The organism is Flavobacterium sp. J27, assembly GCF_004303025.1.
Lineage (GTDB): Bacteria > Bacteroidota > Bacteroidia > Flavobacteriales > Flavobacteriaceae > Flavobacterium.
This window is the reverse complement of the sequence record NZ_PJQW01000010.1, coordinates 1-25,380: the sequence shown is the minus strand read 5'-3', so window position 1 is coordinate 25,380 and position 25,380 is coordinate 1. Positions and strand designations below refer to the sequence as shown.

At 30.7% G+C, this 25,380-nt stretch carries 26 protein-coding genes; 4 read left to right on the top strand and 22 right to left on the bottom strand.

Annotated features, from left to right (window positions below; all coding sequences use genetic code 11):
• Window positions 1-523: 523 nt before the first annotated feature.
• A complete protein-coding gene (locus CX675_RS13860) occupies window positions 524-946 on the bottom strand; it encodes a hypothetical protein (RefSeq protein ID WP_130735844.1) in 423 nt (140 codons plus the stop codon).
• 336 nt (window positions 947-1,282) lie between these two features.
• On the opposite strand from CX675_RS13860, the gene CX675_RS13855 reads away from it, so the two are divergent.
• Entirely contained in the window at window positions 1,283-2,797 is a 1,515-nt protein-coding gene (locus tag CX675_RS13855; RefSeq protein ID WP_240723643.1) for a sulfatase-like hydrolase/transferase, read from the top strand.
• 397 nt (window positions 2,798-3,194) lie between these two features.
• Here the strand turns inward: CX675_RS13855 and CX675_RS13850 are convergent, their stop codons facing one another.
• The 12 genes from CX675_RS13850 to CX675_RS13795 form a co-directional block, all read right to left on the bottom strand.
• Window positions 3,195-3,635 (bottom strand): VOC family protein, encoded by a 441-nt coding sequence (locus CX675_RS13850; protein WP_130735843.1) that lies wholly within the window; start codon window positions 3,633-3,635, stop codon window positions 3,195-3,197.
• 54 nt (window positions 3,636-3,689) lie between these two features.
• On the bottom strand, window positions 3,690-4,061 hold the full coding sequence (locus CX675_RS13845) for a VOC family protein (protein WP_130735842.1): 372 nt from the start codon (window positions 4,059-4,061) through the stop codon (window positions 3,690-3,692).
• An 83-nt stretch (window positions 4,062-4,144) separates the two neighbouring features.
• A complete protein-coding gene (locus CX675_RS13840) occupies window positions 4,145-4,579 on the bottom strand; it encodes a protease inhibitor I42 family protein (protein WP_130735841.1) in 435 nt (144 codons plus the stop codon).
• Window positions 4,580-4,791: 212 nt separating this feature from the next.
• Complete coding sequence (locus CX675_RS13835) at window positions 4,792-6,210, bottom strand: di-heme oxidoredictase family protein (protein WP_130735840.1); 1,419 nt, start codon at window positions 6,208-6,210, stop codon at window positions 4,792-4,794.
• Window positions 6,211-6,244: 34 nt separating this feature from the next.
• Window positions 6,245-7,417, bottom strand: coding sequence for an imelysin family protein (locus tag CX675_RS13830; RefSeq protein WP_130735839.1), 1,173 nt, complete (start codon window positions 7,415-7,417; stop codon window positions 6,245-6,247).
• A 225-nt stretch (window positions 7,418-7,642) separates the two neighbouring features.
• Entirely contained in the window at window positions 7,643-7,867 is a 225-nt protein-coding gene (locus CX675_RS13825; RefSeq protein WP_130735838.1) for a hypothetical protein, read from the bottom strand.
• An 89-nt stretch (window positions 7,868-7,956) separates the two neighbouring features.
• The gene (locus CX675_RS13820; RefSeq protein WP_130735837.1) at window positions 7,957-8,151 is read right to left on the bottom strand and encodes a hypothetical protein; all 195 of its coding nucleotides are present in this window, start codon (window positions 8,149-8,151) and stop codon (window positions 7,957-7,959) included.
• Window positions 8,152-8,176: 25 nt separating this feature from the next.
• A complete protein-coding gene (locus CX675_RS13815; protein WP_130735836.1) occupies window positions 8,177-8,809 on the bottom strand; it encodes an SGNH/GDSL hydrolase family protein in 633 nt (210 codons plus the stop codon).
• A gap of 14 nt (window positions 8,810-8,823) precedes the next feature.
• Entirely contained in the window at window positions 8,824-11,262 is a 2,439-nt protein-coding gene (locus tag CX675_RS13810) for a TonB-dependent receptor domain-containing protein (RefSeq protein WP_370277769.1), read from the bottom strand.
• A complete protein-coding gene (locus tag CX675_RS13805) occupies window positions 11,237-12,598 on the bottom strand; it encodes an HTTM domain-containing protein (RefSeq protein ID WP_130735834.1) in 1,362 nt (453 codons plus the stop codon). Before CX675_RS13805 ends, CX675_RS13810 begins: the two co-directional genes overlap by 26 nt.
• 14 nt (window positions 12,599-12,612) lie before the next feature.
• Window positions 12,613-13,752: an imelysin family protein gene (locus CX675_RS13800; RefSeq protein WP_130735833.1), complete on the bottom strand. Its 1,140-nt coding sequence runs from the start codon at window positions 13,750-13,752 to the stop codon at window positions 12,613-12,615.
• A 55-nt stretch (window positions 13,753-13,807) separates the two neighbouring features.
• Entirely contained in the window at window positions 13,808-15,013 is a 1,206-nt protein-coding gene (locus CX675_RS13795; protein ID WP_130735832.1) for a DUF4856 domain-containing protein, read from the bottom strand.
• Between the two features lie 149 nt (window positions 15,014-15,162).
• Between CX675_RS13795 and CX675_RS20345 the strand changes: the two genes are divergently transcribed.
• Window positions 15,163-15,903 carry a VUT family protein gene (locus CX675_RS20345; protein ID WP_130735831.1) on the top strand — a complete coding sequence of 247 codons (741 nt, stop codon included), beginning with the start codon at window positions 15,163-15,165 and terminating at the stop codon, window positions 15,901-15,903.
• Window positions 15,904-15,906: 3 nt separating this feature from the next.
• Here CX675_RS20345 and CX675_RS13785 read toward each other — a convergent pair whose 3' ends face one another.
• The 5 genes from CX675_RS13785 to CX675_RS13765 form a co-directional block, all read right to left on the bottom strand.
• Window positions 15,907-16,290: a hypothetical protein gene (locus CX675_RS13785; protein ID WP_130735830.1), complete on the bottom strand. Its 384-nt coding sequence runs from the start codon at window positions 16,288-16,290 to the stop codon at window positions 15,907-15,909.
• Between the two features lie 7 nt (window positions 16,291-16,297).
• Window positions 16,298-17,161, bottom strand: coding sequence for a hydroxymethylglutaryl-CoA lyase (locus tag CX675_RS13780; protein ID WP_130735829.1), 864 nt, complete (start codon window positions 17,159-17,161; stop codon window positions 16,298-16,300).
• A gap of 30 nt (window positions 17,162-17,191) precedes the next feature.
• Window positions 17,192-18,217, bottom strand: a complete 1,026-nt coding sequence (locus CX675_RS13775) for a quinone-dependent dihydroorotate dehydrogenase (protein ID WP_130735828.1) — start codon at window positions 18,215-18,217, stop codon at window positions 17,192-17,194.
• Window positions 18,218-18,295: 78 nt separating this feature from the next.
• Window positions 18,296-18,790 carry a hydrolase gene (locus tag CX675_RS13770; RefSeq protein ID WP_130735827.1) on the bottom strand — a complete coding sequence of 165 codons (495 nt, stop codon included), beginning with the start codon at window positions 18,788-18,790 and terminating at the stop codon, window positions 18,296-18,298.
• 89 nt (window positions 18,791-18,879) lie between these two features.
• The gene (locus CX675_RS13765) at window positions 18,880-19,644 is read right to left on the bottom strand and encodes an MBL fold metallo-hydrolase (RefSeq protein WP_130735969.1); all 765 of its coding nucleotides are present in this window, start codon (window positions 19,642-19,644) and stop codon (window positions 18,880-18,882) included.
• A 116-nt stretch (window positions 19,645-19,760) separates the two neighbouring features.
• Here CX675_RS13765 and CX675_RS13760 point away from each other — a divergent pair, with 116 nt between their 5' ends.
• On the top strand, window positions 19,761-21,224 hold the full coding sequence (locus CX675_RS13760; protein WP_165396059.1) for a TonB-dependent receptor: 1,464 nt from the start codon (window positions 19,761-19,763) through the stop codon (window positions 21,222-21,224).
• Window positions 21,225-21,278: 54 nt separating this feature from the next.
• Here the strand turns inward: CX675_RS13760 and bcp are convergent, their stop codons facing one another.
• A complete protein-coding gene (gene bcp / locus CX675_RS13755; protein ID WP_130735825.1) occupies window positions 21,279-21,731 on the bottom strand; it encodes a thioredoxin-dependent thiol peroxidase in 453 nt (150 codons plus the stop codon).
• A gap of 71 nt (window positions 21,732-21,802) precedes the next feature.
• On the opposite strand from bcp, the gene nth reads away from it, so the two are divergent.
• Window positions 21,803-22,462, top strand: coding sequence for an endonuclease III (gene nth / locus CX675_RS13750; RefSeq protein ID WP_130735824.1), 660 nt, complete (start codon window positions 21,803-21,805; stop codon window positions 22,460-22,462).
• A 21-nt stretch (window positions 22,463-22,483) separates the two neighbouring features.
• Here nth and CX675_RS19870 read toward each other — a convergent pair whose 3' ends face one another.
• The 3 genes from CX675_RS19870 to CX675_RS13740 all read right to left on the bottom strand — a co-directional run.
• Window positions 22,484-22,627, bottom strand: a complete 144-nt coding sequence (locus tag CX675_RS19870) for a hypothetical protein (protein ID WP_165396051.1) — start codon at window positions 22,625-22,627, stop codon at window positions 22,484-22,486.
• 56 nt (window positions 22,628-22,683) lie between these two features.
• Window positions 22,684-23,268 carry an RNA polymerase sigma factor gene (locus tag CX675_RS13745; RefSeq protein ID WP_130735823.1) on the bottom strand — a complete coding sequence of 195 codons (585 nt, stop codon included), beginning with the start codon at window positions 23,266-23,268 and terminating at the stop codon, window positions 22,684-22,686.
• A gap of 258 nt (window positions 23,269-23,526) precedes the next feature.
• The coding region (locus CX675_RS13740) for a glycosyl hydrolase family 18 protein (protein ID WP_130735822.1) at window positions 23,527-25,380 on the bottom strand (1,854 nt) is incomplete at its 5' end.

Below are 25,380 nucleotides of genomic sequence, written 5' to 3'. Positions count from 1 at the left end.
TTTTCTTTTGGAAAAGTAAATCTGTTTCCCTTTATTCAATTTTAGTATATATTTTTCCTCTCCAAAACATAAGCTTTGTAGGGCTTCTGGATGATTAAATTGCATATCAAATGTTGCTTTTAACACTTTTTTTGCAGCAACTTTTTGTCTATTTTCATGCTCCCTTGGTTACAAGTATATGTTTTTTTGATCCTGTAATACTATTCAACTCAATTCTTGGATTACCAATCTTATCTTGAACAATGTAAAATTTTAAAGTACTATGTGTTGCTTCATTGGCTAAAGTATAACATTCGATAGAATCTTTGCTCAACTGTTTGGCATAAATTGCTGTACAACCCGAAAACTCATATCACCAAGCTTCACATTCTAAAGACTGTTTTTTTGAAAATGAAAAATCCCCATCTAAATTCTCTACCTATTGTATGATTACATCTTTATAAAAAGAAGAAAATAAAATGTCCAAATAAATATAATAGTGTATTTCATTTTTATGTTAATATTCTAGTAACAATCAGATAATTTAGTTTTCCAACTGCAATTTTACCGTATCAATTAATATTCTATTGTGATCTAATTTATAAAGAGTTTTGGCATTTATCCAATTTTCATTCTTATACATTAGGATAGTATCTCCCTCTAAATCATACCATAATTCAAATTCAATTTCTTGCTGGTTAGTTGCATGGACTAAAACCAAATATTGATTCTCTTTTTTTAATTCTTCTATATCAACTTCAGCATTAATTGCTTTTAAATTAATATGATTCTTCCAAAAATTGGTATTATCAAATTCAGGAATTACAATAAATATGAGCTTTCTTTTTCCTATTTTTAATTTTGGAAAATCTTTATATTCGGGATACCAACTTTTAAGAATCACTTTGGGTTTTTGCATCAATTTAATGGTGTCTTGTCCATAACCGATGTTTGTGAATAAAGACATTGTAAAATATAAAAAAATAACTCTATTTGCCTGCATTTCAATTGATTAAAATTTTTACAAAATAATTCTATTTTACTTTTACAAACTAATTATTTTAATCTAATATACAACTATTCTTTAATAAACTCCAACAAATCTAAACTATTCCATATACCAAAATACAACAGTAACTCAAAATCCTCCTTCCCCATTCGTTCAAACTACCTAATTGTAAAAACAGGTAATTCTACGCTAGTATACAATTTCATTTTATTAGAAATTAGCCTCAACAAATGATAACAAACGTATTCTAAAAAAAAACGTATCATTTTTAATACAAACACTTTAAACTTGAACATGATGGATTTTAAACAAAAACTGAAAGAAATTACCGAAAAACCAGATCTGATTCTTATTATTACAGACGAACAACGTGCTACACAGCATTTTCCACCAAATTGGGAAAAAGAAAATTTAAAAACGCTTACTTTCTTAAAGGAAAATGGGTTTAGTTTTGATCGCGCGTTTTGCAATACGTGTATGTGTTCGCCAAGTCGTACTACTTTGTTTACGGGTATTTATCCTGCAAAACACGGTGTAACACAAACCCTTACAGAAGGAGGTTTATTATCACCTCAAGAACCTACTCTAGATACCTCATTACCAAATTTAATGAATACTTTTTGGGCAGATGGTTATGATGTACAATATCGTGGCAAATGGCACATGAGTAAAGGAGTTGCTCCTACTGGTACAAAAACAAATTATGAAAGTTTAACAGCTGCTGATATTTCATTATACGGTGCTATGGGTTGGATAGCTCCCGATGCTGGTGAAGATGTAAATCCGTTGAATTTTGGGGGTGGTTTTGCCAATCATGATGCGCGATATACCGCAGAAGCTATTCAATATTTACAAGAAGTAAAAGAAAGACGTAAAAAAGGAGATCACAAACCTTATTTATTAATTCTTTCTTTGGTAAACCCTCATGATGTATTGGCTTACCCAAAAACTGCAGGAACTTGTGGATATCATCCAGATAGTTGGTCTAAAAGAGATATTAGCTTACCAGATACCGAAAGTGAAAACTTATTATTGAATAAAAAACCAATGGCTCAGGAGCAAATTAAACTGAACATGGCCATGAGTTTGGGCGAAATTATTTCTTTGGAAGACAAATTAAATTATGTGAATTTCTACGCCTCTCTTTTAACAGAAGTAGACAAAGAAATTGGTCGTTTTGTAGACGAATTATACAAAAAAGATGAAAACGGAAATCGTTTGGCTGATTCAGCGATTGTTACCTTCACGTCAGATCATGGAGAAATGGGCTTAGCACATGGAGGTTTGCGTCAGAAAACGTTTGTTGCCTATGAAGAAGCTTTGCGTATTCCTTTAGTAATTTCAAACCCAATTTTATTTGATGGTGCTCAAAATAAAAATTCAATGAGCTTAGCGACTTTGGTCGATATTATGCCTACTTTCTTAGAAATAGCCAATGTTTCTAATGCGCCAACAGGTCTTGCTGGAAATAGTTTGTTACCTATTATTGAAGAAGACAAAGCGGTTCAGGATAGTATATTATTTACATATGATGATATTAAAGCTGGTTCAAATCACAATTGGAATATTGTAAGAGCAGCCAATCGTATTCGATGCATTCGTACCGAAAAATGGAAATATGCCTATTATTTTGATGTTTTTGGCGCGTATTACCAACAATATGAATTGTATGATTTGGAAAATGATCCTTCAGAATACAACAATTTAGCTTATGATCCAGATTATGCTGGTATTAGAGAAGAATTAGCGGTACAATTGCATCATTTAGAAATTGAAAAATTAAGAGTGCATACGCCTGCCCATCAATAAATATAAAGATATTCTTTAGTGTTAATCAAGGCTGTTAAAAATAGTTTGTTCACCGTAACCTTCAAGAACAATTATTTTGACAGCCTTACTTCTTGCATTTTTTTAAAGAAAACGTCCAAATTTGAATTTTTTAGCATAAAAAACACCCAAAAACCTAAAATTTTAAGTCCTTGGGGTAAAATTTTATGTCTACCAACCTAAAATTTTATGTCCTTAGGGTAAAATTTTACGTCTCCTAACCTAAAACTTTAGGTCCTTAGGGTAAAATTTTACGTCTACCAACGTAAAAGTTTAGGTTCTTAATCCAAAATGTTTTTTTTTGATGCGTAGGCATAAAATGATAAAAAATCGCACCAAGTAATGCGATTTTTTTATCATAGTATTTTATTTAAATCTTTTAGTCTTTAGGTTGCTCATCAAAATTAACCATCCAATTGATACCAAATTTATCAGTAAACATACCGAAATAAGCCCCCCAAAAACTTTGATTCATTGGCATTGTTATTTGTCCTCCTTCAGAAAGAGCTGTAAATAATTTATCTGCTTCTGCTTTACTTTCTGCATTAATTGAAATAGAAAAATTATTCCCTTGTTGAAAACTTGATGCCCATTCGCCACCAGTATCACTTCCCATTAAACAAGTTTCTTTACTAATAGGCAAGGTTACATGCATGATTTTTTCTGCGTCGGCTTCGCTTACTTCTGGGCATTCTTCATTTTTAGGCATGTCTTTAAACTTTCCTATATAAGGAAATTCACCTCCAAAAACCGATTGATAAAAGGTAAAAGCTTCTTCACAGTTACCATTAAACGTTAAATATATATTTACTGTTGCCATCGTATATTTCAATTTTTAGTTTTTAATTTTTAGTTTTTAATTTTTAGTTTTTAATTATCTGTGTTGGTCAATTAAAATTGAATTGCCATCAGGATCGGTTAACGTAATATATTCTGGCCCTTGAGTAGAGGCATCAGCTTCACGAGTTAATTCGATACCAGATACTTGCAATTGTTTTTGAATCTCCCTTACATCATCAAAAGTATCGAGAGGTTTCGCATTCCCATCCCAACCTGGATTGAATGTCATGATATTTTTATCAAACATCCCTTGAAAAAGACCAATAACCGCATTTTCATTTTTCAAAACAATCCAATTCTGATCTATATTTCCTCCTTTGTAAGTAAAGCCTAATTTTTCATAAAAGGCTTTCGATTTATGAATATCTTTAACAGTAAGACTAATAGAAAAAGCGCCTAATTTCATAAGTATATATTTTAGTTTAGCATATAAAGTTACTATTTTTTATACAAGAGACGTTACTAATGTAGTATTCTTTATAAGTATTTTTAATTGATTACCGTAACAAAAAATTCATTTTCAACACTACTGGTAGCTTCTGAGTATTCACTACATGGTTTCTTTTCTCGTAAAGCAGGACATTTGGCTATCTTAATAGTATAGTTCCCTTTTTGAGAGGCTTTAAAAGTTAAGGTCTTAATTTCCCCTGCTCCACTGGCTCCAAATAATCCGCTTAAACTGTTATGTGTTGCTTCATTTACTAATGTTACTCCCGTTGCTTGATTTTGGTTTATCCAACAATTAATATAACCTGTGGACGAGTTTTCTCTTAATTTAATTTGAAATGTATCACCTACAGTAACTTGAAAAGTGTCGCTTTCATTATAGTTGTAATACTCATAAAATCGAGTATATAAGAAGGTTACAATGATAGTTATGCTAATCAGTACGGCACTACTAATTTTAAAAAAGTTACTTTTCATTTTATCAATTTTAAATTTCGAAAGGCATATTTCTAATAAAAATAATCTTAATTAGTGTATTTTACAAAAATTACACCCATAACTCGTTTAAAAACAACACATCATATCATTTTAAGCTTATTTTTAAATTAAAAAAGCCGTAGCTGAACTAACAAAAACAGCTACGACTCTTTTAAAAATAGGGCTTACAAAAGTAGCCTTTGCATTTATCCTTATAACGAATTGATAAAATCCAATACTTTTTGACGGTCGGTTTGACTTAAATTTTTAAAGTTATTTTTGGCAGCAGTTGCTTCTCCTCCATGCCATAAAATTGCTTCTTCCACATTTCTTGCTCTACCATCGTGCAACAAATAGGTATGATTATTTACTGTAGGTATTAAACCAATTCCCCATAAAGGAGGCGTTCTCCATTCATTTCCATCGGCTAAATAATCGGGTGCATTATCTGCTAATTCTGGTCCCATATCGTGTAATAATAAATCGGTATATGGTCGAATTATCTGATTTCTAAATGCTTCTATATAGTAATTATTACTCGTTGTCATTTTCGGAATATGACATTTAGCACAGTCAATAGCATTAAAAATTTCTTTTCCTTTTAATACTTGTTGCGATTGATAATTACGTCTGGCTGGTACCGATAATGCACTAGAATACAATACAACTTTTTCCAAAGTTTCATCTGTTATTTCAGGTGTACCACCATTTGGAATGGAAGAACCATCATAACCAGCTGGTATATTTTCGTTTGGAAAAATAGAGGATGTAATACCAATATCCCCAGAAAAAGCAGCTGCAACTTGTTGTTTTACATTGGGTTGATTAGCTTTCCAACCAAACCTTCCCATTTGAGTAGTTTGAGAAACCACATCATAGACATAATTTACTTTTCCAGAAATTCCGTCACCATTACTATCAGTTATGTCTTGATAACTCAGTAAAGTAGCTTCTGGAATAGCTTCTAATAATCCCATTCCTACCATTTGGTTAGCCACTCTAGGAGAAATAGCTACTGAACCTGACAAAGCACCATAATTAAGGCTTACAATGGAATAGTCTGGTTTTCTTAATTCAACTTGCGTTCCATCGGCATAAGTTTCATAAAAATACTGATAGGTAATCGTATATTCTCCTTCTTTATCGTGACCTAAAATAGCCACATCCTGTAATTGATTACCATAAGTAGTTTCGGGTAAATAACCTCCATGAGCATCGGTTTGTGGTAAATTAAGGCGCAATAATAACCCCGTTCCTAATTCACCATTATACATTGGTGGTCTTCCTCTACCGTCTTTAAAGTGGCAACTTGAGCAAGAAATAGCATTATAAAAAGGCCCTAAACCATCACGAGCCGTTGCACTTGCAGGGGCGGTTACCCAATTCTGTCTGAAAAAGGAATTTCCAATTCCAAAATCGGTTTGTTGTTCAAATGTTAAACTAAACGAGAAAAAACCAAAAGCTTCTCCTGAAGTGTTAAATGAAGTTCCATTTCTACCACCAGAATACTGCTCGTTTTCATCGGGTAAGAGTTGGTATTCCCCATTATCTTCATCAGAAGAGCATGAGGTAAAAAGAATACAATTTGTAAAAAGCAATACATAAATACTTTTAAATAACTGCTTATTCATTTGTATAAAATTTTACTATTAGAAAATATAAAAATTAGTCAATTGTAATACCTAAGCTTTGCGCTGCTGCATTTAAATTTGACCCCATTAATTGCATAGCTTCCACAGCTGCTTTCACTTTTGCTCCTTCCGTTGAAGTAGGTCCATCTTGAATAGCCATATCAAAAGGAATCAAAGTAGCGTTTGTTTTTTCTTTAGCATCAGCAATAGCTTCATTTACTTCGTTTGCTAAATTAAAGTTACTCTCTCTTACTAAGTTTTCCAATGAAACTCCAGAAATAGTACCATAATCACCTTGGTATACATTAATAACACCTTGTAAATTTAAGCGAATATCTCTGTGCGTATTATCACTAAAACAAGAATGTTCATCTTCCTGATCTTGATTATACAAAGCCACATTTACTCTTTCGATAGCTAATTCAGAATAAACTAATACAATAGCACCTGTAAACATTTTTTTAAGTGCTACATTTTCATTTAAGTTTAAGAAATAATTTCGGTAAGTTCCGTTTGGTTTCCATTGGTCTACTAAATAAGCTAAATTATCAGTCAGTAAATCGGCACAAATATTCAAATATTCTCTTCTTCTATCTTGGTTAGAGGCTGTTCCTGCATCCACAAAATCAGTATATGGTCTTTGCCCTGGTAAATTAGCAGATGGTGCTGTTAAATCCTGTCCCCATAAAAGGAATTCGATAGCGTGATAACCTACGCTTATATTTGTTTCATTAGATTCATCAATTGCATTTAAGCTTACCAATAAAGCTTTAGAAAGTGTAGGATACGTTGCTGTATTATTGATAATTCCAGCAGTAGGCGCACCATCTACGTAATCAATATAGTTCTCATCCATAGGCCAAGAATTCAATAGCGCTTCTGGTCCGTTTTCATCGTCAATTGGTCCGTCAATAAAACGAAAAGCTTCCGTAGTTCCATAGCTTTCTCTAGCTGTTTGCCAAGCCATTTTCGCCTCATTAAATAACGTTTGCGAAGGTGCAGTAGTAAAATTCGTAATTGCCGTTTTTAGTGCAACAGCGTCATTATAGGCTTGTAAATAATTAGCATGTACAATAGCAGCATAATTTTTAATTACTTCCGTTTTTGATATTCTTTGAATGGCATCATCATCACTTTGACACCCGTTAAAAGCTAAAGCTAAAGTTGCAACTAAAAGTAATGGCTTAAAAAAACGAACTTTTTTCATCTGTATAAAATATTTATTGATAAGGAAGATTAATGCCCACTTAATTTCTTTTAGGTTAGTTTGCCATTTGTATTTTGGGGACATTTACTATCTACCTAATGGATTATTAACTGGTGCAAAATTATCATTATTTAGATTTAATACAAATAAAAATAAAAATATTTTTAACAACTTAATGATTTATTAATATCTAATGCGTTGTATGTTGTATTTAGTAGGGTAAAATTAATCTCCATCAAAAGCATCATGAACTTCTAGTAGTTCGTTGTATCTAAAGCCTATAAGGCTTCCTTTTTGAGCACTCTTAATACCTTTTATGTAACTTACTTTGTTCGATGTTGTATTCCTGATTTCTATACCAATAGTCATACTATTTTCAATAGCATAATAGGTGTCAAAAATACAGTATTCATAATCGGCATTTATAAATTTTATATAATTTAAATCCATACCTTCGTTTTGTATACCACCTCCTCTAAAATAAAAATAGTAGTTGAATGCTTGCCAACTATTTTTATCTTTTTTAGGAAATTCTAATTCTACTTTTTCAATGGTACCAATTTTTCAATGGTACCAAATCTATAGATAATATAAGCATTGTTTTTATCTTTTGCTAAAACTAGTTTTTTTCCTCTTTGTGTTTCAAAACCAAAAATTAGTTCTTCATTTGGCAACAAATAGTTTTGTGCAAAAAAAAGGGAGTAAATCCAAAAAGTAAGATTAGTAATAACCATTTATTAGTTTTAAGCATCTTATTTTTTATTTGTTATGGAACAAATACTTCACTATAACTTGGGCAGCAACTTTACTTCCTTTTAAAGAAGGATGAAACGCATCAGTACTAAAATAATCTAAATTATTTGTGCTGTCGATATATGATTTCCAAACTTCACCTACAGGGAGAATTATAGCATCGTTCATAGTAGCAGCATCCTTGTAATTTTGAATTACTTTATCAAACGTTTGATAATTATTTATCGATGGCCACACCATAAAATAACAAAGTTGGGCGCCATGTAATTGACATAAATCACGGTATTTTTTTCCACTTGCTAGTAACATATTTCTACCTTCAGATTGAGAAGAAGGTCCTTGTTGTATGATTACAAAGTCATAGTTTTTAGAAGCAATACGTTTTTGAACTTTGCCTTCATTCCAATGATCTTCTATAGCATAATTTGGGTAGGCAAGCATTTCAACGGATACTTTTATTCCTTTTTGTTTGGCTTCTTCTTTTACTAATTTTGGTAAATCATTAGTATAGGTAAGGCTATTTCCAACAAATAAAATATTATATTTTACATTTGAAGAAGCAACCATTTCTTCATTTTGAAAAAAAGAATTTCCAAAAAGGGTACTTAAAATGGCAAAAATGAAACCTACTTTATACATACAAGAATTGTTTCTTAAAATCTAAATTCGATAGTGGTATAAAAAACTCTTGGTTCAGATGGGATAATACCGGGTCCTGGATAACCTGTTGCTCTTTTTGTAAAATACCAAGAATTTAATACATTGTTTATTCCAGCTTCAAATTTAAGTTTTTTCCACTTATATGAAGCAGAAAAGTCTAGAACTTGATACGCAGGAATTTCACCATAAATACCAAAAGTATTATCATTAACATTCGTTTCATTATTTATAGCATCTGTAAACTGGGAAGAAACGTAGGTAAACTGTAGGCTTGATAAAAAGTTTTTATAGCCAATTCCTGTTCCGAACTTTAAATTAAAGTTAGGCACAAACTCCACTTTATTGCCTTTTACAGCCATGTTTTCTGATTTTATATATTCCGAATCAGTTAAAGCAACATTTGAGAAAACAGTCCAAATAAAATCGAGATGTTCTCTAAAGAAAGTTTTGCTAATATTCCAATCCAGTAACGATTCAAAACCATAAGTTAAAGCGGTACCAATATTATCTCTAAAACGAACAGGCACTGCTTGTGTTGGACTTAAAATAAATGTTTCCCCTATTTTATCATTATAATACAAGGCATACACACTGGCATCAAAAGAAATAATATCTCTGATTTTCCCTCTCATACCTATATCAGAAGTATATCCTTTTTCATCCGTAATATCGGGACTAATTTCAAAACTTGGTGCAGCAGTACGTATGTCGTTAAACGTTACCGAACGATAATTTTGAGAAATATTTCCGTATAATTCTAAGCCATTTTTCATTTTATAACTGGTACCAATACCGAAAAGAAAAAATTGCCTTTCTTTTATATTTTCTTCATTAATCGTGTTATCCTGTAAAACATTACCTGCTAAATCTGTATTAATCCTTCTGTAATAACCATTGGCTTGTGTTTTGATATTTTCATAACGAAATCCTGGTGTAATAGAAAATGCATCGGTAATTTTAAAAATATTTTCACCAAATACAGAAATATTTAAGTTTGGATATGAATAATCTGACTGATTTGCATAATTAGGAAATTCATCTGTTGCCACATTGAAATTGGCATCGCTACCGGAACTTCCTGGTCCTTGAATACCTGCATTTTTAGCCTGATAATATTTAGCTCCTAATAAAAAAGCATTGCGTTTACCAAAGAAATCATATTTTTTTAGATAACGAGCTTCTGCTCCCCAATTCACAAAATCACCAATAATTAAATCTCTTCCTGTGCCTTCCACATCTGCACTAGAAACACGATTAGAGCGATATCCAAGTGCCTTTCTGGAAGCATTTAAACCAAATAATTGCAGTGAAAAATCGGCATCATGTTGAAAATGATGTTTAAAACGTAAAGCATACAAATTCCAATTGACATCAAACCAGTTTCTATTTCTATTACTTTGTTTTGGATCTTGATTAAACATCACATCGGTTAAGCCACCTGGTTGTTTGGCTAGATAATCAAAATAGGTATAATCAAAGTGTAGCGAAGTATTGGCTGTAAATTGATAATTTAAATTAGCAAAAAAAGATTTCGAATCAAATTGAGAATTAGGTCTAAATCCATCTCCTGTTTTATAATTATAATAAGTATAATAACTGAATTTACCATTTGTACCGCTCACACTAGAAAAATTGGTAAACAAATTATAGGAACCTATGGTATTTCTGGTAATTACTTCGATAGGTTTTAAGGTAGGTCTTTTTATTTTAAAATTAATCATACCTCCAAATTGAGTTCCATACTGTAAAGAAGCGGCACCTCTTACGATTTGAATTGATTCTAAAGCTTCTGTAGGGGTTGCGTAATAACTTTCTGGATACCCCAAAACATCTGCACTTATATCGTAATCGTTTTGTCTGGTATTAAAATTTGAAGTTCGATTTGGGTTTAACCCTCTACCTCCAATGGACAATTGCAACCCTCCATCATTACTTTCATTAATAGTTAAACCTACCACTTGAGCATACACTTGTCTTGGGTTATTTGTAGCTTTATTGGCTGTAATTTTATCTAAGGAAATGACTTCTGTTTTTTTACCTGCGTAAATAGCGGTTTCTTCAATATCCTTCAATTTATTGAGGGCAAATTGCTTTTCTTTTTCTTTAATGATAACCACTTCTGAGAGAGCTGTGGTTAATTCTTTTAATGTAATTTGAAGATTACTAGTGCTTGGTTGAATGGTTTTTTCTTCAATTTGATATCCTTGTAAAAAGAAAACGATTGTATTATTACCATCATTTAACGAAGTAATTTCAAATTCTCCATTAGCATTACTATGTGTATATTGATAGGTTGTTTTATTATACACTTCAACATGCTCAAGCGGTTTATTAAGGTTATTTGTAATAACTCCTTTTACATTTTTTTGTGCAAAAGTGGTTATTATAAAAAAGAATACAACTATATTAAAAGCCTTTGATGGTATCTTCAAAAGGTAAAATCCACGTTTTGTGTTGGAATGATTCATATTGTTTAGCTAAATCTATATTAGGATCAATATATCGTTTACTTAGTCTTCCGTTTAAAGCAACATAGCTATCTACTGTGACTATAGGATTATTTACTCCTGTTTTTTGGTAATAATTGTGTAAAAAATGTGCATATTCTAATATAAAGTCGGGTTGAAAAGCCATTTGTTTTTCTTGAAAAGGCGTTAAAAAACGACTATTATCAATTACTTTTTTTTGTTTTGTTGTAGCGTCTGTTACATAAAATTGGGCGTAACCCGCTTTTTCCATTAACATGACTCTCCAAGAAAATCGAAACCCTTCTTCGGTCCAAAACAACTCATCTGGGTAAAGTAAATAACGAAACGGGAAAAGCAACTGAAATACCATAAATAAGGCTAAAAAATACATTTTTAGATGATTTAGGGATTGCTTTTCATTCCGATTATTTCTTTCTTCTACTTCAAAAACACCAACTTTACTTTTAAACGCGGCAAAGATATGATTCATAATTCGTTTATGAAACCCAGCACTAAAGAAAATTAGCGTACTAATAATCATTACATAAGGAAAAACACCTATTGGGAATAAAATTTTGGTTAACACATGAAACACTACCACAAAAACAAAAGCAATATTCCTCATTTTTTTGTTCCAAAGTAAAAAAGGAATAATCAAATCATATAATGCTCCAAACCAGCTAAAAGCATACTGAACCCATTCATGATGAAATAAATTTCCAATAATTGGTGTGTTTGATTGATTAGGTAACCAAATTTTTAATGGCATCGCTTCAAGTAACCAATCGGAATTGAGTTTGGCTAAACCAGCATAGAAATAGACAATGGCCAACGTTAATTTCAGTATATCAATGTTCCAACTAGGAATTTGTAATTTCTTTACATTTTTATTCAGAAAAGCATCGAATGAGTAATTAGCATTAGCGGGTAAAAAAATAAGAATAAAACTAACAACTGAAATAAAATAATAATGATTCAGATAGGTTGTTTTATCCATTAATTCGATGTAAGTAAAACTTAAAAAGAAAATGATAATTGCGATTTTGTATCTGTAACCAATTGCAACAAATAACGCTGCTAAACCACAAATAAAAAATAAAATATAGGTGTAAGTACCCCATGGTTTTACCCATTCGAAACCATAATAAGTAAAATGAAATCTCGGTTGAATGTAAAATTTATCAATCCATCCATAACTAGCAAATCGAATAAGACTAAAAAGCATCATTAAACCAAACGCCAGCCTAAAAAAAGCTAGCGTTACGGTTTCTGATTTTTTATTTAGATAAGCTTGTATCATTTTTAAGTATACTTTTAATCACCATCTGCATCTACATAATCAACTGTAATATTCAAAGCTTGCATCATATCTAATTTTAAATAAACCACATTTTGTTGCATGGCATCAAAACTAGCAATCATAGCTGTATTATTTGTATTAACTTGATTAGAAAAACTATCACTTAAAGAAGTATTTGTTGTAAAAATAGTTTGAAATTGAGTCTCAATAATAGTACTCAAATTTTGACCATTTCTTTTAGCATTCAAATAATCTAAATAGGACTTTAAACTAGATCCTTCATTGTCATTATTAAAGTATTTTCCATTGAAGAAATCTTTTGAAGCTTGGATTGACTCATTTAATAATACTTTTGAAACATCATTTTTATAATAGGCTTCTACTTTGTCAGGATATAAAGTTCCGCTAGAAAAAAGTCCGGCTGGAATTCCTACTTTACCAGAACGAATGTCTCTTTCAAAGTATTTTATAAAATTATTTACCATTCTATTGGTACTACTACTCACAGAGTTTCCGCTATTGCTGATAAATGTATTTCTAAAACTATCATTCCAATCGGTTACAACTGCATTAATATTTACTTTTAATTGATTAACCAAATCGGTTAGGTATTGTTTGTATTTGGCTGCATCTACATGAGTCGTATAGAAATCGATAATCTCTGCATCTGTAGCAGCTAAACCATTAATCATAAAGTCAACAGCAGGCAGTCCTTGTTTGTCATATTGTGATAACAACGCAAAATTATATGTTCCAGAAGAAATATTAGTTTGAATTCCAACTGGGTTTGTAGGATAAATATTAGTCGCACTATTTAAATTTATAGTTTCTGCTTTACCAACAGAAAACATACCTACGTACTGATAGGCTTTGTAAGCTTCTAACCAAGCAGTTCTTACTTCGTCTAAATTAGTTTGATTAGGGCTACTTATAAAAGCACTCATTTTTGACTCCAACTGCACCACTTCAGTTTGATAATTTTCATATCTTGGAATAATAATATTATCAGCCCAATTGGTTAATAATTCGGTTCTATTATAATTATCTCCACTTATATCTGGCTCATTTGTATCAGTTGTATCAGTTGAATCGCTAGAACACGCAACAAAAACAGTTACAGTTAAAACAACTAGTAAAAAAAATATCTTTTTCATTCTAATAAAATTTATAATGTTGTATTCTGTTAAGACAGTCTATTTTCGATCAATCTTAGTTTACTGTAGCTGCTTGATCTACTGTAAAATTAAAACGTGTAGCAATAGTAGTTGCAAGTTCGTCTAACTTAGTATCCAAATAGTCAACATCCCATAATCCATTAGTACCTGCCGTTAAATCACTTAGAATAACATTAACTTCAGTCTTAGAAAAATAAGGCGCATTGGTTATTGGATTATTCGTATAACGTATAGCCATAATAAAACCATAAGCTTCAGAAAGTGCATGAAAAGCCTTCGCTCCATTATCTGTAATTAATTTCCCTTTTCCTTCTTTCAGGTAATAAACCGCTCTTACTGCTGGAACTAAAGCTAATTTAGTTTTGATAATTTTAATTTGTGCATCTCTTACTGCATAATTATTGGCAACTATAGCTGCTCTACCTTTTCTGAAAGCTAGTTCAATATCATTCTTGATTGTATTAAAATCTGCATCAGCATTTACCTGATTGATGTAACTATCCCAAAATTTTCCACCATCTGCTCCATAAACATAACCATAAGCTTCATCCCACAAGTGTTCCATTTTAGTGTAACTTTTATCAGATTCTAAAACCTTATTACTGTTATTAACTTTATTGTTCCCTTCATCAAGAACTGCAGTACTTAAATAATTGTTTACAATTTGATCCATAAAACAAGCTCCCATCATCCCTTTTAATAAAACTTGTTGAGGCTCTAAACCATTAGCTGCAAAAAGTCGAACAGAAGAACCATCTAAATATTTTCCAGCTACATTAGCTTCCGCATTATTTCCTTGGCTAGCTGCATTAGCATCTGCAAATTGAGATTCAAAAAAAGCTCTTACCTCTGTTTGTTCAATAGCTGAACCACCACCACTAAGATTTACAAAATAATCTCTAGATGCTGCTGTTTTATCTTTTAATTGCTTTCCAGAAGTATTCATTTCTGTAGTAGAAAACGGATCGTTTTGATTAGCATACATATTATTTAGCACAGCAACATCTACTACAGTAGCAGCTACAGCTTGATTTTTTATATAATTACCCATTTCTGTAAGCATTAACAATCTGTTAGATTGCCCACTAAAATCAACTGTAGATTCGTTACCTCTATTAAACTCATAAGTTGCTGGAACTGTCACATTATTTTCAGAAACAATATTCTCATCTTCTGAACAAGAAACAAAACCAATAGCCGTTAATAAAGCTGTACAAAATAAAATACTTTTAGATCGCATAAAACTTATTTATTTAGATTTATTTAAAATAATTTCGGTGCAAAAATAGGAACTTATTTGTAAAGAAAAAATTTAATTTAGAATAAATTAAAATAAGAAGAGTTGTTTTTTTTTATATTTTTAATTTATAAAATCATATCACTTATAAGATGGAATCATTTCTTTATTTACTTTTAGAAACACTATTAATAGCTATTATGATAGTTTCTATGCATTTTTCAATAAAAAAATTTGGTATTGGTCCATTATTTATTTTCTTGGGAGCTATACAATTTTTTCAAACAATACTATCTGCAAGTGTTTATAATCTATATTTTGATTTATTTATTTTCTCCCCTGGCTCAAGCATTTTATATACGTCTTCATTGTTTAGCATTCTTCTTGTTTTTCATACAGAAAGTATAAAAAAAACAAGAAGCTTGATATATGGTTTAATCTTTTCAAATATTGCAATAACCATATTATCTTATATTACACTTCAACAAATATTTATTGATCAATATTCACTCTATAAAGACAATCTTGAAAGAATATATAATTTTGACATAACTGTGTTTCTAATTGGTACAAGCTTATTATATATTGATTCCATTTTATTGATTATTATATATGAATTTTTAAATTATAAATTTGTAAAAAAAATGTTATTCTTTAAACTTTTCATATCCACAAGCATCATCAGCTTATTTGATTCTTGCATTTTTTACACTTTAAGTTTCTCTATGGAGGAGCAGTTTACAACGTTAATGCTTGGAAATATTATTGGAAAACAAATTAGCGTAATAATTTTTAGCATTATTTTTTATTTTTATTTAAGAATCATGGGGAAACCTTTTAGAGTAATTATTCCAAAATACAAAAAGGATATAATAAAAATTTTTAGTTTCTAAGTTTTATCTTAATAATACAACTATAAATTTAAGAATGATACAAAAAGTTAAAATATACATACTGACTAAACCAGAAAACATAGTTACTCCCATACCTGTTTTATCAGTTAATGCTTCGGCTAAAGCTTTAAAAGAGAAAATGGTAACAAGTATAAAAATAACTAAATAGATTCCTAGCGTAATCCAAAAGAAAGAAGTATAAAATAATAACACACCTAAGAATAACGAACATATCATAGGAATATAAAAAAGAATACTGGCTAAAACGTCGTGAGGTCCTTTTAATTTACAGTAAAGAAAAACAAAAGACAAGAAACCAAAAACCACTAAAAAAAAGGGAATAAAAACAGTATACCAACCTAAATATTGTAAAAATGAATCCATCATAAAGTAATTAATGGTAGTTGTCAAATATTTTTAAAGACTCGTTATAAGCGCTTTCAAAATGTATTGCATGACAATTTGTATCTACTTTATTAGCTGTAAAATAAGAAAGCATCTTCTCTGTGGGCATATTTCCAGTTAAATCATCTTTAGCCATAGGACATCCTCCAAAACCTTTAATGGCACCATCAAACCGAAGACATCCCGCTTTGTAAGCAGCATCAATTTTTTCAAACCAAGAATCGGGTGTGGTATGAAGATGCGCTCCAAACTCTATGTGTGGGTATTTAGGAATTAAATTAGAAAATAAATAATCAATTACCTCTGGTGTTGAACTACCAACAGTATCTGATAAAGAAAGAATTTTTACTCCCATATTCGCAAGTTTTTCGGTCCATTCTCCCACAATATCAACATTCCAAGGATCGCCATAAGGGTTGCCAAATCCCATCGAAATGTAAGTCACAACTTCTTTATTCGATTTTGCAGCAATGTCTAAAATCTCCTGAAGAGTAACGATAGACTCTGCTATGGTCTTATGTGTATTACGCATTTGAAAATTCTCAGATATAGAAAAAGGAAACCCCAAATAGTTGATTTCTGGATGTACAGAAGCTAACTCAGCCCCTTTTGTGTTAGCTATAATAGCTAGCAACTTACTTTTCGTTCCAGATAAGTCAAGTTGTTTTAAAACTTCAGCAGTATCCTGCATTTGCGGAATGGCTTTTGGAGAAACAAAACTTCCAAAATCGATAGTATCAAAACCTACTCTCAAAAGAGATTGTATGTATTGTACTTTCTTTTGAGTAGGAATAAAATCTTTAATGCCTTGCATGGCATCTCTAGGGCATTCTATTATTTTGACATTTTTCATGGGTAGCCAAAGATAGTAAAGAATTCTATTTTACGAAATCGTTTTAGAAGATAAAATTGCCTTGTTAATATTGCGCACTAATTTGGGCCCTTCGTATATAAAACCAGTGTATAATTGTATTAAACTAGCGCCTGCTTCTAATTTTTCAAGAGCATCTTCAACAGAATGAATACCTCCTACCCCAATAATAGGAAAAGATTGGTTACTTTTTTCTGAAAGAAAGCGTATCACTTCTGTACTTCTATTTGTTAATGGTTTACCAGACAAACCACCCACTTCTTTTTTATTTTCAGATTGTAATCCTTCTCTTGAAATAGTTGTATTAGTAGCGATAACACCAGCTATTTTTGTATCGTTTACAATAGTAATAATGTCTAACAATTGTTCGTTTGTTAAATCGGGAGCAATTTTTAGTAATATTGGTTTTTGTGTGGGTTTACTTGCGTTCTTCTGTTGTAAGGTTTGCAAAAGAGCAGTTAACGGTTCTTTATCTTGCAAAGCACGTAAATTAGGTGTATTAGGTGAACTCACATTGACAACAAAATAATCTACATAAGGGAAAAGAGCCTCAAAACTGACTTCATAATCCTGAACCGCAGCTTCATTTGGAGTTACTTTATTTTTTCCAATATTTCCACCTATCAAAACACCTGAATTCTTTTTAAGTCTTTCTACAGCTTCAAAAACACCGCCATTATTAAATCCCATTCGATTAATAATTGCTTGGTCATCTTTTAAACGAAATAATCTTTTTTTAGGATTACCTTCTTGTCCTTTTGGAGTTAATGTACCAATTTCAATAAAACCAAAACCGAAATTTGAGAGTTCATTATATAATTTAGCGTCTTTATCAAAACCAGCCGCTAATCCTACAGGGTTTTTAAATTTCAACCCAAAAACTTCTCTTTCTAATTGACTGTCTGCAACAGTATACATTGATTTAAAAACGGAACCAAGTCCTAATTTGTGACAAAAACGAATAAGTGAAAAAGTAAAATAATGTACTTTTTCTGGGTCAAAAAGAAAAAGTATAGGACGAATAAGTAGTTTATACATAAAATAAAGTAGTTGTGTGATGCAAAAATACAGATTCGTTTCAAATAAAAAAAGCTCCTTTTCAAGAGCTTTTTTATTTTATTGTAATTTTTGTTTTTCGTATAAAATAGTTTCTACAGTTTCAAAATCGGTAGGTTTATCATCGTTGTAAAAGTATTTCACTAAAATTTGCCCCCATAATTCCGTATTAGAAAATTCAGCAATAATCCATCTATGATTTAATATTTTAGCTTTATTAATAATAAAGTTTTTCCCATCTATTGGTTCATATGGAATTAAAGGATTACCATTGGGTTTGGTATTTAAGTCTACCATATCTTCGTTTACTTTTTGCATCACTTTTACATAATCCAAATTTTTAGAGTAGAAATAATCTTGAGCGTCTTGGTCTTTTTCAATATCAAAATAATCGTTATATCCTACCGTTATGATAGAATCTCTGGCTATTTTTAAACGTTCCTTTGTTAACTGAACTTCTTTTTCTTTAGCATCTAAAATTTTATTCGAATTTACATATTGAAAAATGTTTAGTAAAAGGGCAAAAATAAATAAGTATAAAAAAGTGTTTTTCATTCGTTTCATTTTTAGTAAAGTTAAAAACATTCTATTTGTATTTTTAACTTTAGTTAGGTTCTGTTTTTAAAGTTTTGGTATCTAATATTTTAAATTAAAATTTCTAAATTATCATAAGCTACAAATACATTTTCAGGTAATTTTTTTTGAATTTCTTCATGAAAACCTAGCATATGACTTATATGTGTTAAATAAGCTTTTTTAGGTTGCACCAAAGATATAAAATCTAAAGCTTCATCTAAATTAAAATGGGAGTGATGTGGTTCTTCACGCAAACAATTAACTACCAAAACGTTGCATTCTTTAATTTTTGCAATTTCTTTACTTTCAATAGCTTTTATATCTGTTAAATACACTAAATCGGCTATTTTGTAACCAAAAACCTGTAAATCTCCATGACTGGCATTAATTGGTTCTATATGCTGTTCTTTAACCCAAAAACTATTGTCTTCTTTTACTTCAGTAGTAGTTACAGATGGTGCGCCAGGATATTTATTTTCATCTAGAAAAATATAATCAAATCGTTTTTCTAAATTTTTTAAAACCCTCTCATGTGCATATACAGGAATATCTCCTTGTCTAAAATAGAATGGTCGAATATCATCTAAACCAGCGGTATGATCTGCATGCTCGTGTGTAAACAAAATCGCATCTATAGCATTACATTTAGAAGTTAACATTTGTTGTCTAAAATCGGGACCACAATCTATTACGATTGAAAAATCATGAGAATATACCCAAACGGAAACCCGTAACCTTTTATCTTTATGGTCATTACTTAAACATACAGGATGATTACTCCCTATAACTGGAATTCCTTGTGAAGTACCGGTTCCTAAAAAATAAACTTTTATGTTGTTCATATTGTACAAAAATAATAATATTTGCAGTAGTTTTTATCATTTTAATTAACTTTGCAGTATTAGAAAGATTAACTGCTACTATCCTAAAGATAAATTTGATGAGAAGTATTGTGACAGACATAAAAGTGAGAGGTGATAAAGTTATTGAACAAATCCCTTCAATTAAAGACAAAGCTTTACGTATAAACTTAAATGAAAGCATTTACGGTACTTTTGCAGAAATAGGTGCCGGACAAGAAACGGTACGCCATTTTTTTAGAGCTGGAGCTTCTTCAGGTACTATTGCAAAAGCGATGTCTGCTTATGACAAGGATTTCAGTGATGCAATTTATGGTATTGAAGATGATGGTAGATATGTAACGGAAAGTCGTCTAAAAAAGATGTTAGCTCATGAAACACAATTAATAGAAGAACGTTTAAAAAGAGACAAACATCCTAACAAATTGTTTTTTAGTTATGCCAATACAGTAGCCACAATCGATTTTGCAAAACAATATAAAGGTCATGGTTGGGTAGGAATTAAATTTCAAGTAGAACCAGATGAAGAATATAACGAAATTATATTACACATTCGTTTTAAAGAAACTGACGCTAAACTGCAGCAAGAAACTCTAGGAATTTTAGGTGTTAATTTAATTTATGGTGCGTTTTATAAACACAGTAGTCCCAAAAAATTACTTCGCTATTTATACGACCATTTAGATAAGGATCAATTAGAAATAGATACTATTAATTTTTCTGGTCCACGTTTTGCTGAAGTAGACAATCGATTAATGAGTTTACAATTAGTTAAAAACGGTATGACCGATGCAGTAATGTTTGGTCCTGACGGAAATAACATTTTGCCTGCAGCAGTATTATATAAGAAAAACATTTTAGCTTTAAGAGGTAGTTTTAGACCTGTTACAAAAGTAAACATGAACATGTATATGAAATCGTACAACATGTTTATAGAAGAAAAAAAGGTAGATATCGATAATACTTTTGTTGTATTTGAAATTACTTTATCCAACTTAAAAGCAGAAGGCGAAATCGATGAAAGAGATTTCTTAGATAGAGCTGAATTACTTTGTTCTTTAGGACAAACCGTTATGATTTCTAACTTCCAAGAATATTTTAAAGTAGTTGAATATTTTTCTAATTACACTAAAGCTCGCATGGGACTAGCTATGGGAGTAAACAATTTAGTGGATATTTTTGACGAAAAATATTACCGCCATTTATCTGGAGGTATTTTGGAGGCTTTTGGTAAACTTTTCTATCGCGATTTAAAAGTATATTTATATCCAATGAAAGATGATGAAGGTAATTTGATTAATTCTGAAAACTTAAAAGTACATCCTCGAATGAAAGAGTTATATAAATTCTTTAAGTTTAATGGAAAAGTAGTAGATATTACAGATTTTGAAGAAAAAAACCTAGATATTTTCTCAAGACAAGTATTAAAAATGATTGGAAATGGAGAAGAAGGTTGGGAAGATATGTTACCTGAAGGAAATGCAGAGTTAATTAAAAAACACCGTTTATTTGGATACCAACCCAAAGAATCATTGAGTCAAACAAGCAAATAGTTATATATTAAAAAAAGCTGTCAAAAACGACAGCTTTTTCTTTTTACCGATTTTTTATCCCAATATTTGAGAACTATGCTCTTTTGTTTTTACTTTTTCAATTACCTCTTCAATTATTCCATTTTCGTCAATAATAAAAGTAGTTCGATGAATACCATCATACTCTCTTCCCATAAATTTTTTGGGTCCCCAAACCCCAAAAGCCGTAATCACTGCTTTATCTTCATCAGCTAACAATGGAAAAGGTAAATTGTATTTTTCAATAAATTTTGTTTGCGCTTTAGCGCTATCGGCACTTACTCCTAACAAAGCATAATTATTAGAGTTAAATCGTTCAAAATTATCTCTCAAATCACAAGCTTCAGCAGTACAACCTGGTGTACTTGCTTTAGGATAAAAGAAAACAACTAGTTTTTTTCCCTTATAATCTTTCAGCGTATGCTTTTTTCCATCCTGATCTAATCCTGAAAAATCAGGTGCCTTATCCCCTTTTTTTAATGTTGTCATTTTTGTTTATTTTACAGTGTTAAAAGTTTAACTTTGCTTTAAAGTTATTATAAGACAATAAAAATACAAAAATGACTAAAAACGAAAAAGTAACATTTGTTATAAATAAGTTAAACGAATTATATCCTGAAATTCCAATTCCATTAGATCATAAAGATCCATATACTTTATTAGTAGCTGTTTTGCTTTCAGCTCAATGTACTGATGTTAGGGTAAATCAAATCACACCCTTATTATTTGCCAAAGCTGATAATCCTTATGATATGATAAAAATGAGCATTGAAGAAATTGCAGCTATTATAAGACCATGTGGATTGTCTCCAATGAAATCGAAAGGTATTCATGGCTTGTCTGAAATTTTAATTGAAAAATACAATGGTGAAGTTCCACAAAGTTTCGAAGCTCTTGAAAGTTTACCTGCTGTAGGACATAAAACAGCAAGTGTTGTTATGAGCCAAGCCTTTGGTGTTCCTGCATTTCCAGTAGATACTCATATTCATAGACTTATGTACCGTTGGAATTTAAGTAATGGAAAAAATGTACAACAAACTGAAAAAGATGCCAAACGTATCTTTCCAGAAGAGACTTGGAACGATTTACATTTACAAATTATTTGGTACGGTAGAGAATATTCACCAGCAAGAGGTTGGGATTTAGAAAAAGATATTATTACGAGAACTATAGGAAGAAAATCTGTAATAGAAACCTACTTAAAAAAGAATGCTTCATAAAGTTTTTATGAAGCATTCCAATTAATTAGCAATAATTTCAAAAGACATATTACCCATTTTCTTAATACTTAAAGCTTTTGAATAATTAAGTATAAACGCAATTGTTTCTTTTTTAGGTAACATGTGCTTTGGAGCTAATTTTTGTTTTGAGTAAAGTTTTGCCATCAATAAAAAATTTTGTTATTTAATAATTTAATAACGGCAAAAAAAAATATTTAGTATTAATTCGTTAAAATAATTTGATTTTTTTCAATAACTTTTCTCAGGTTCATTAAAGCGTAACGCATTCTACCTAAAGCTGTATTAATGCTAACTCCCGTTGAATCAGCAATTTCTTTAAAACTTAAATCTTGATAAATACGCATTTGAAGCACTTCTTTTTGATCTTGTGGAAGTTCATCAATTAATCTAGACAAATCAAACTCTACTTGGTCAAGAATAATTTGATCCTCAACATTTAAGTTATTGTCTGTAAGATAAGAGAAAATAGAATAATCTTCACTATCTCTTTGTAAAGGCATTTTTTTAGATTTTCTAAAATAATCTATAATTAAATTGTGCGCAATACGCATTACCCATGGGAGAAACTTTCCTTCTTCGTTATAGGATTTAGATTTTAACGTTTTAATTACCTTGATAAACGTATCCTGAAATACATCATCACAAACATCACGATCCTGAATTTTGGTGTAAATAAAACCGTAAATTTTCGATTGGTGTCTTTCTATTAATATACTTAAGGCTGTTTCATCACCCTCAATATATTTCTTTACCAGAAGTGCATCTGAAATCAAATTATTAGCCATAACAATACTTTTTAAATTAATTTGGGTTCTATTATTTTTAAAAAGTAGTTTTCGTGTATAAGCCGATAATTTTAATTGTTAATGGTCAAATTTAACATTTTTTTTTATTAATAAACAAATACAAACTAAAAAAATTAACATTAGAATTAAAAAAAATGTTCAAAAAAGTTAGTTTATTCATACAATAATTTAAAAAACCTCCATTATACCAAGGCATAACGGAGGTTACATAACAACCAATATTTATATTGAAAAAAATTAATATACTTTTATTTCAGTTACAATCTCTTCTTTATCAACCACTTTTACAATAAAAATTTGCTTTGTATTGAAATAGTCATCAAAAACGGCCACTTCATTTTTATCTCCCATAAAACTTTGTTGGGTAATTAATTGTCCTAAAAGGTTGTACACACTTACTTGTTTTATTAATGATTCTTTCGTTTTAACTGTTAATTTATTTTCAACAATAAACCCTTTTACATCATTAGTATTAATTCTACTTGTAATAGGTGAACCATTAAAATAATTCCCTAAAGTGTTAGAAAACCCATAACTAGAAGCACAACTTGCAGCAGCGTCCCAATTTACTGACCAAGTCATTACTCCTCTTAAACCAGGATAAGGTCCTCCAGATTGCATTGTATAAGTACGTCCAGAGAAATTAGTTCCAAATCGTAAGTAATCTAAAGCTTTTACGACTTCTGAAGGAGCTAAATAACCTGTTCCTGCAGCTCGTTGACATGCTGGTAAGGCTACTACCACTTTAGAAGGTGGTAATGCATCAAAATGAAAACCAGTTGTACTAACATTAAATCCTTTCAAAAGCATATCTGTCATTGAAGTGACAAAGTTTGGTGTGGCAGAAAAATAATTTTGATTGTCTAAACCACCTACTGGACCTGAATTATACAATTGAACCATCAATAAGTCTAATTCATTTCTTAAATTATGTAAAACGGGTAAAAATGAACCAGCTGTTCCTGCATAACTTTGGTAACCTACTTGAACATAAAAAGTTTCTGGTGCTGCAGTTAAAATAAAACCTGGTCCATAATGTTGTTTTAATTCTTTAAAAGCATCAACTACATTTTTAAGTCTTGGATAAGCTGAAATTCCTGCATAAGAAAAATCAGTTAATCCTGCTGCTCCAAAATCCATCGAACCTCCTTCAAAATCAATATCTACACCATCAAATTGAAATTCGTCTATAATCGCTTTCAATCCTGTTACAAATGTATTCTTTTGTGCCACGTTTTCTAATACAACATGCCCGTTTTGTCCTCCAATGGATACAATTACTGGTACACCACTATTTCGTAATGCTTGTATATCATTTTTTAATAATTGTCTGTCAAAAACACCATTGGTAACATAACGATTATCATTCGTTGTCAAAACTGGTGTGTAACCATCTCTGTTTACCGTTTCAATAAAAGCATAAGCCACTACATTAAATTTTGTTCCAACCATTTGATTGAAATATAAAAATGTTGCTTCAGCATTTTCCCATGAATGAGCATAACCCAACACTACTTTATCTGGTAAAGGAATAAACCGATTATTAGAAATTGTAGCTATGGTAATTGTTTTATCTAAAGACTTTTGTCCGGATACATTGTCAGTAGCCTTAATAACTATTGGATAAGCCTGATAAGCCGTTGGTAAAAAATTATATGTAAAGGTATTATTTGCACCAGCAGTCATATTATGTGTACTTCCATTAACTGTAATAGTTACGTTTGCTATTGTTCCATCGGTATCTGTTGCTGAAACCGAAATAGGTACAGTTTGTAAAGAACTTTGATAAATAATTGTGCTTGTAGGAGCATTCCAAGTAATTACTGGTAATTGATTAGGACAATTAGATCCTGAACAAGTTAATGTAAAGTTATATGTTTTTTCATCAGTTGTACCATTTGATGCTGTTGCTGTTACTTTTAAAACATGATTTCCAGAAAACTGATTGGCTGTAGGTGTCCAACTCGCATTATAAGTACTCGATGAATTACTTACACTTAAATTTTGTCCATCTAAATTAAACACTACTGCTGTAATGGTAGTACCATCATTGGCACTTAAACCTACATTAGCAACAAAATCTACTGCACT